This is a genomic window from Bacillota bacterium (assembly GCA_023511835.1).
Classification (GTDB): Bacteria; Bacillota; Sulfobacillia; order JAIMAT01; family JAIMAT01; genus JAIMAT01.
Window position 1 is genome coordinate 1 of record JAIMAT010000091.1, and the last position, 7,093, is coordinate 7,093.

8 protein-coding genes are annotated in these 7,093 nt (G+C 70.9%); 6 read left to right on the top strand and 2 right to left on the bottom strand.

What is annotated here, in order from left to right:
• The 6 genes from K6U79_10195 to K6U79_10220 form a co-directional block, all read left to right on the top strand.
• On the top strand, window positions 1-406 hold a 406-nt coding region (locus K6U79_10195), incomplete at its 5' end, for an EAL domain-containing protein (protein ID MCL6522721.1).
• Window positions 407-412: 6 nt separating this feature from the next.
• Entirely contained in the window at window positions 413-1,549 is a 1,137-nt protein-coding gene (locus K6U79_10200; protein MCL6522722.1) for an HD-GYP domain-containing protein, read from the top strand.
• A 339-nt stretch (window positions 1,550-1,888) separates the two neighbouring features.
• Window positions 1,889-2,593 carry an OmpA family protein gene (locus tag K6U79_10205; GenBank protein MCL6522723.1) on the top strand — a complete coding sequence of 235 codons (705 nt, stop codon included), beginning with the start codon at window positions 1,889-1,891 and terminating at the stop codon, window positions 2,591-2,593.
• Complete coding sequence (locus tag K6U79_10210; protein ID MCL6522724.1) at window positions 2,590-3,186, top strand: flagellar protein FlgN; 597 nt, start codon at window positions 2,590-2,592, stop codon at window positions 3,184-3,186. The genes K6U79_10205 and K6U79_10210 overlap by 4 nt, the downstream gene beginning before the upstream one ends.
• Window positions 3,187-3,763: 577 nt before the next feature.
• Window positions 3,764-4,231: a transcriptional regulator NrdR gene (gene nrdR, locus K6U79_10215; GenBank protein ID MCL6522725.1), complete on the top strand. Its 468-nt coding sequence runs from the start codon at window positions 3,764-3,766 to the stop codon at window positions 4,229-4,231.
• A gap of 127 nt (window positions 4,232-4,358) precedes the next feature.
• Window positions 4,359-5,654 carry a TlpA family protein disulfide reductase gene (locus K6U79_10220; GenBank protein ID MCL6522726.1) on the top strand — a complete coding sequence of 432 codons (1,296 nt, stop codon included), beginning with the start codon at window positions 4,359-4,361 and terminating at the stop codon, window positions 5,652-5,654.
• Window positions 5,655-5,666: 12 nt separating this feature from the next.
• Here K6U79_10220 and K6U79_10225 read toward each other — a convergent pair whose 3' ends face one another.
• Both K6U79_10225 and K6U79_10230 read right to left on the bottom strand, forming a co-directional pair.
• A complete protein-coding gene (locus tag K6U79_10225) occupies window positions 5,667-6,419 on the bottom strand; it encodes a DUF429 domain-containing protein (GenBank protein ID MCL6522727.1) in 753 nt (250 codons plus the stop codon).
• Window positions 6,409-6,861: a GatB/YqeY domain-containing protein gene (locus K6U79_10230; GenBank protein ID MCL6522728.1), complete on the bottom strand. Its 453-nt coding sequence runs from the start codon at window positions 6,859-6,861 to the stop codon at window positions 6,409-6,411. The genes K6U79_10225 and K6U79_10230 overlap by 11 nt, the downstream gene beginning before the upstream one ends.
• Window positions 6,862-7,093: the final 232 nt, after the last annotated feature.

Sequence of the window (7,093 nt, forward strand, 5' to 3'; positions counted from 1 at the left end):
CCTCGATGGGTTTTGCCTGCTGCAAACCATCGTAGCCCGGGCCTTCCCGCTTTTACAGCAGCCTCAGGACATCATCGCTGGCCGGCTCACGCAGGAATTGGAGACGCTCCGGGCTCTGGGCGTAAAGGTCGCGCTCGATGACGTAGGCGCCGGATACACAGGTCTCAAGGTCCTGGCGATGTTTCCGTGGGACTACATCAAGATCGACGCGAGTGTGATCCGGTACGCGCCGGCCGACCGTCGGCTGGCGGCGCTCTGTCGCGCCCTCAACCGTTACGCTGGCGAGATCGGTGCCCATGTCGTCGCCGAGGGCATCGAGACGCAGGAACAGTACGCTTTCTGCCTTGGCCTCGGGCTTGAGCTCGGGCAAGGATACCTGTTTGGTCGGCCGGATCTCCGGTGGTGAAGGGACATGCGGATCGTCCCCGTTTCCGCGCGGGCCATCGGCAAACGGCTGGCCAGGACCATCTACAGCGAAACGGGACAACCTCTCCTGGAGGCAGGGGTGACGCTGACCGATCGTTATATCGAAGCGCTGGAGGCCCGGGGGATACAAGGTATCTACGTCGAGGACCCGCTGATCCCCGATATCGACCCGGCGCAGGACGCACTCTCCGAGCGGACGCGGGTGGATGCCACCGTCGCTGTGCGCAAGGTGTTCGAGCGGGTGGGGGAAGACGCAAGCGTTCCCATCCGGGAGGTCGTCCCGGTCGTCGAGGCCATTGTCGATGAGTTGCTCGCGGGTGACAGCACCTCGATGGGCCTCTACCTGATCCGGGATTATGACCAATTCATCTTCGTCCATAGCGTCAACGTCTGTACTTACTCGATAGCGCTCGGTTCGAAGTTAGGCCTTAACAAGAACAAGCTGGTCGAACTCGGGACGGGCGCGCTCTTGCACGACCTCGGTACGATCCGCCTTCCGGAGGGGCTCGCCGATAAGGCGCCGAGTGAAATGAGTGAGAGCGAGCGGGTCATCTACGAGCAGCACACGGTGGACGGCTACAACATGATGCGGTCGAACCCTGCGGTGAGCCTGCTATCCGCCCACGTGGCGTTCCAGCACCACGAGAGATGGGACGGGCAGGGGTTCCCCCGGCGCCTTCGGGCCGAGGACATCCATCTGTACGGCAGGATCGTGGCGGTGGCGGACGCCTTCGACAACCTGACGAGCCGGCGGCCCAGTGAGGGCGAACCGATGCCGGAGGTGAAGGCCGGAGCGATGCTGCTCCGGGAAGCCGGGAGTGCGTTCGACCCGAGATTGGTCAGCATGTTTCTCAAGCAGCTCGCCTTATACCCGGTGGGGACCATCGTCAGGCTGAGCAATGGCTTCCTCGGTGTCGTCTCGCGCACCGTGTTGGGCCAGCCGCTGCGGCCTTGGGTACGCGTCCTGGCCGACGCGCACAACGAGCAGCTGGAGCCGTTTGAGCTGTCCTTGGTGGAGAACAAGCATCTGGAGATCCAGGAGGTCCTTGCGGATTACCCCGGAGAGATGCCTGGGGGTGGTGTTGTGGCCGGGACAAGCGTCCGGTCGAACCAGCAGGGATAAGAGTGGGTTGCGGAGGTCCCGAATGGCGAGCCGGACGTCGAGCCAGCGTAGCATACAGTTTTTGCAGGCAAGGGCAACCACCGCACTAGCAACTGCCTGCTTGGCATTATACCGCCCGGGCTGAGGTGGCCGGTGCGCGGTGCGGCGGGGAGTGCTAAGCAGAAGGGATTTGGGGGATGGGGCCCCGTGAGAGACCGGTGGGGCGGAGGTACATGGGAGTCGCCGCCTGAGGGCAGGAGGAAGCGGGTTTCAACGCTGAGACGGTGGCCGGGCGCGGCGACGCCAACCCAGACGCGAGACACGGCGGGCATGATGCGGTGGCTTCTGACTTATGCAGACATGATCACGCTGCTCTTGGCCTTCTTCATCGTGATGTACTCGATGTCCTCGCTCGACGTGGCGAAGTATCGGGCACTAGCCACGGAGCTGAAGGCACTTTTCCAGGGCGGCGGCGTGTCGGCGGTCCAGGCGCCGCCGCCAGCGAGCACGATGGCGTTGGACGTGCTGCGCTTGGCGAGGGGACCCAATGAGGCGGCACAGCTGGAGCAGGTGGGTCAGGCGATCGTGCAGGCTCTGAAAGCGCGGGGCCTCGCTGCGGCGGCGACGGTGCGGGTGACGCAGGAAGGCCTGGAGATCGACCTCGGCTCGCCGTTCTTCTTCGGCACCGGCTCAGCCGACCTGAGTACGGAGGCGCGGGAGGCGCTCTCGGTGGTCGCGGGGGCGATCCGTGACCGGAACGAGGCGATCTCGGTGCGGGGCTGGGCCGATCCGCGGCCGATTCACACGGCGGTCTTTCCGTCGAACTGGGAGCTGGCGGGGGCACGGGCGACGGTGATCGTGCGAGAGCTGGCCTCGGACGGTGTGGCGCCTTCGAGGATGACGGCGACGAGCTATGGGGACGCGCACCCGGTGGTGCCGGGCGACGGGCCTGCGGCCTGGCAGGAACAGCGGCGGGCGGAGATCATCCTTCTGGCCGGAGGTATGGGGCTATCCAAGACAAGTTCCTCCGGCGGGGCCGGGTCCAGCCCCGGTCCCCAGCCATGAACGGTGACGAGCTCGCGCGGGCTGTGACCGAGCTCTGTGGGGCCCTGGAGGAGGAGCACAACGCCTGCCGCCGGCTCTACGAGGGAGGGCGGAAGATGCAGGCGGCGCTGGCGGAAGGCCGGACCGACGCGGTGCGGGCGGCTCTCCGCCGCCAGGACGCGGCGTTGCAGCAACTCGAGCGGTCGCGGCGCAGGCGCCGGACGGCCCAGGAACGCGCAGCCGAGCTGCTGGACCTGGCTCCAGCGGCACCCTTCGCGGCACTCCTCGAGCGACTGCCGCCCACGCGAGCGGAGCACCTGCGGGTGTTGAGACGGGCGCTCGAGGATGAGATGGAGCGGGTCAGCCGGGTTAACCAGGCGACGATGCGCCTGATCGAGGCGTTCGGTCGCTACGTGGACTTCGTGCGCGATCTGGTCGAGCCGTACGAGACCGATACGCTGACGGCGCTGCAGAGGCCTTCGGCCAAGTTTCTGCCCCGAGCCCGGACGCCTGCCAGGCGAGGGACTGCGCGCGTTGAACGAACTGCCCACACGTTGGACGGTACCCTCGGTGACAACGGTGGGCTGGCCGGAATCCAAGGCCCAAAGCCGTAACGCCTCAAAGTGGCCAAAGACGGCTGAGCGCAAGGCATTGCTTCCCTGCCAGACTCGGTGGTCCAGCAACTCGGTTTGCAGCGACGCCCCAAAACTCTCACCGACCGCGTTGTCGAACGTGCCCGTCGATCCCAGGATGCAGGCCGCCTCCAGCCGCCGGCCAAAGGCCAGCGAGGTGTATCTTCACCCACGAGGACGGCTCGCCAATCAGCGAGTGGACGCTCGAAGAGTGCTATACGCGCTTCGCAAGGCAGGCCTCCGAGAACCGCTTCTCCGCTTCCACGACCTGCGCCGCGCCACACCTGCCCCCCCCTCCCGCTTCAGGCGGGCACGCCGGTGAAGGCGGTCCCCGAGCTCCTCGGTCACTCGAGGGTGACCATCGCCCTCGATCTACGCCCACGTGCTCCCCGAGCAGCACGCGCAGGCCGCAAGGGCGACAGGCGGGTGGCTCAATGTTCAGCGGAGCATAGGTCGCTGAGCGCCGCGCGAGGACCCGGGCTTGCAGCCCTTCGTCCCCAAATCGGAGCAGGTGGAGCAGGACGACCGCGCCGTATCTAGGCTTCCGGGAGTGATACCCATGAACTGCCCCTTCTGCGGCGCCTCCACGCGGGTGGTGGACTCCCGCCCCTCCGAGGACGGCACGGTCGTCCGGCGGCGGCGGCAGTGCGACCAGTGCGGCCAGCGCTTCACCACCTACGAGACCATCGAGCAGGGACCCCTCTGGGTGGTCAAGAAGGACGGGCGGCGCGAGCTCTTCAAGCGCGAGAAGCTGCTGGGCGGCCTCCTCCTGGCCTGCGAGAAGCGGCGCGTGCCGCTGGAGCGGCTGGAACGGCTGGCGACGGAGATCGAGACGCGGCTCCGGGCGCGCGGCGAGCGCGAGGTGTCGAGCCGGGTGATCGGCGAGCTGGCCATCCGCGGGCTGCGCGAGATCGACGCCGTCGCCTACGTCCGCTTCGCCTCGGTCTACCGGGACTACGAGGACGTGGAGCGCTTCCGCGAGGAAGTGGACCGGCTCCTCGGGCGGGCGCCTGACCCGTCCCACTGACCTTGGGCGGGCACCCGAGGGAGAAGTATATTGGCGCTATAGAAACTACCCCCGCAGGGTATGCAGGGGCGTGCCGGCGCCTCGGACGACGCCGGCCGGCCCGGGTGGGGGAAGGAGGCGCAGCCGGGTGCAGCTGCCCCTCCCGCAGACGGTGGGTTGGCCGGGCGGGCCGCAGTTCCAGACCTTCGGGCTCTTCCTGCTGGCGGCGGTACTGGCGGGATACGCCCTGGACCGGGAGGAGCGGCGTGACGCGCGCTGGCTGGCGGGGCTGGCGGGAGCGCTCCTGGCGGGCCGGCTCCTGCGCCAGGCGGTCTTCCCGGACCTCGCCTGGAACGATCCGCGCAGCTGGCTTCGCCTGACAGGCGACGCCTTCTCGTATGAGGGGGCGCTGGGGGGCTTCCTCGCCGGTCAGGCGGCGCTGGCTGGCGGCGATTGGCGCGGGCGGCTGCGGGCGCTGGAGGGGCTGGCGCTGCCGCTGGCCGCCGCCAGCGCGCTGGCCATGCCCGCTTGGCCCGTGGAGGGGATCCGCAGCCGGCTGCTGGCGCTGCCCGATCCGGCCGGGCAGCCGGCGCTGGCGGTGCAGCTGATCGGCGCCCTCGCCTACGCCGTGCTGGCGCTCTCGCTGGCCGGCCGGCGGCGCGGCGCCCCCGGGTCGATGGGCGTCTTCCTGGCCGCCTCGGGGCTCGTGCGCTTCGCGCTGGACTGGGGCGTGACCGGACGGACACCCTGGTGGGGACCGCTGAGCGCCGTGCAGGTGGAGGCGCTGGCGGGCTTCCTGGCGGGCGTCGCCTGGCTCCTGGCCAGCGGCCGCCCGGCCGACCTGCTGGAGCGGATGCGCCTGCCGGTGGAGGGGCTGGCGGCGCTCCTGCTGCTGGCCGCGCTGGTCACCGTGGCGGCCTCGGGCGCCGGCCGGGCGGGGACGGCGGCCGCGGGCGGGGGCGGCGGCTCGTCCGGCGGCGCGGCCGCGACCCCGGCGGTCGAGCTGCCGCCGGCTCCGCTGCCCGGCTATCCGGCGCCCGACTTCACCCTGCAGGCGCTGGACGGCTCCACCTTCCGGCTCAGCCAGTTGCGCGGAAAACCGGTGCTGCTCAACTTCTGGGCCAGCTGGTGCCCGCCCTGTCGCGCGGAGATGCCAGAGATCCAGCGCTTCCAGCGGCAGTACGGCGACCGAGTGGCCGTGGTCGGCGTCGACATGCAGGAGGACGCGCAGGCGGTACGCGCCTTCGTCCGGCAGGCCGGCTACGGGTGGCGCTTCCTGCTCGATCCGTCGCTCCAGGTGGCCCAGCGCTACGGGGTGGGCGGCATCCCCACCAGCTTCTGGATCGACGCGCGCGGCGTCGTCCGCGTCCGCTTCGTCGGCCCCATGACCTTCTCGCAGATGCAGGCCTACCTGAAGGAAGTGGAATCCGCCGCCGCGCGCTGAGGCGCGGGTGGCTCAGCCGGGCACCTTCCGCCAGCGCTCGGGCAGGAGGCGGACCGGCGCCACCAGCAGCCCCTCGCGCGGGTCGCCCAGGAGGAGTGCCTCGCCGCGCGCGTAGCGCCAGGCCGTGTAGGCGATGACCAGCGCGTCCAGCGCGTCGTGGTCGAGAGCGGCGGGCTCCGCGCCCGCCGCCTCCTCCAGCCCGGAGAGCCCGAGGCCGGCGAGCAGCTCCAGGCGTCGCCGCCGACCCTCCGGGCGGCTCTTGGGCGGCAGCCAACCGCCGGCCAGCGCCGTGAAGCTGAGCGCGGGATAGGCCTCGAGCAGCGAGGCGCCGGCGTCGACCAGGCTGGCCGGCAGGCGCCGGTCGACGGCCAGCAGGCGGAAGAGGGCGAAACCTTCCCGCATCCAGCCGGGCGCCTCCTCTTCCCGGTGCGGCGTGGGGTAGATGGCCAAGCCGCGACGCCGCACCTCCCACTCGCAGACGCGGAAGCCCAGGTAGGCCCCCGGGCGGGGCGGCGGCACCAGGCTCGCGCGGTAGCGCGGGCTGTCCATCAGGTGCAGCGCCGGCCGCTGGGAGGCGTCGACGGCGACCAAGTCGGGCCCGCGGCGGCGGACCGCCTCGGCGACGGCCGCGCTCCCCGCCGCGCGCTCCAGCCCCACGACCCTCAGCCGGCCGTCGATCCAGGCCAGGCGGTGTCCGCGGCGCTGGGAGACGTCGACGCCCAGGAAGAGCTCGCCGCCCCGCCCGCCTCCCTGCTCAGCCGCCAAGTCGCTCGCGCACCCTCCGGCTCACCTCGGCGCCGTCGGCACGGCCGCGCAGGCGCGGCATGAGGAGCGCCATGACGCGCCCCACGTCGCGCGGGCCGCTGGCGCCTGCCTCGGCGACGGCCTCCTCCACCATGCGCTCCAGCTCCTCGGGTGCCAGCGGGGCCGGCAGGTAGCCTTCGATGACCGCCAGTTCGCGCCTCTGCTGCTCGACGAAAGCCTCCGCGCCGGGCCGGCCCGCGAAGCCGGCGATGGCCTCGCGCCGGCGTTTCGCCTCCCGCTGCAGGACCGCCTCGGCCTCCTCGCCGGGCAGGGAGCCGCCCAGCTCGATGGAGCGGTTCTTCAGCTGCGCCTCCAAGTAGCGCAGGATCTCCACGCGCTCCTGGTCACGCGCCTTCATGGCCTCGACGCGGTCGCGGCGGATCCGCTCCCAGAGATCGTCCAACGGCCTCTCACCCCCAGGTCATCCTCCACGGCCGGGCGCCCGCGGGCAAGGCGCGTCGCGCAGACCGGGCCGGATGAAGGCTGCCCGCCTTCGGCCGGCGCCACCCGCCGGCCGCCCCGGAGACGCGAAGGCCGGGCGGGGATTCGTCCCCGCCCGGCCCCGCTTGGCGCCGCCGGCCCCAGGCCGTCAGCCCAGGAAGACGTGGTGGCCGATGGTGGTCAGGTAGCGCTGC

Coding starts and splice junctions, on each gene's coding strand:
- K6U79_10200 (MCL6522722.1), top strand. CDS start 413: ATGCGGATCGTCCCCGTTTCCGCGCGGGCCATCGGCAAACGGCTGGCC.
- K6U79_10205 (MCL6522723.1), top strand. CDS start 1,889: ATGATCACGCTGCTCTTGGCCTTCTTCATCGTGATGTACTCGATGTCC.
- K6U79_10210 (MCL6522724.1), top strand. CDS start 2,590: ATGAACGGTGACGAGCTCGCGCGGGCTGTGACCGAGCTCTGTGGGGCC.
- nrdR (MCL6522725.1), top strand. CDS start 3,764: ATGAACTGCCCCTTCTGCGGCGCCTCCACGCGGGTGGTGGACTCCCGC.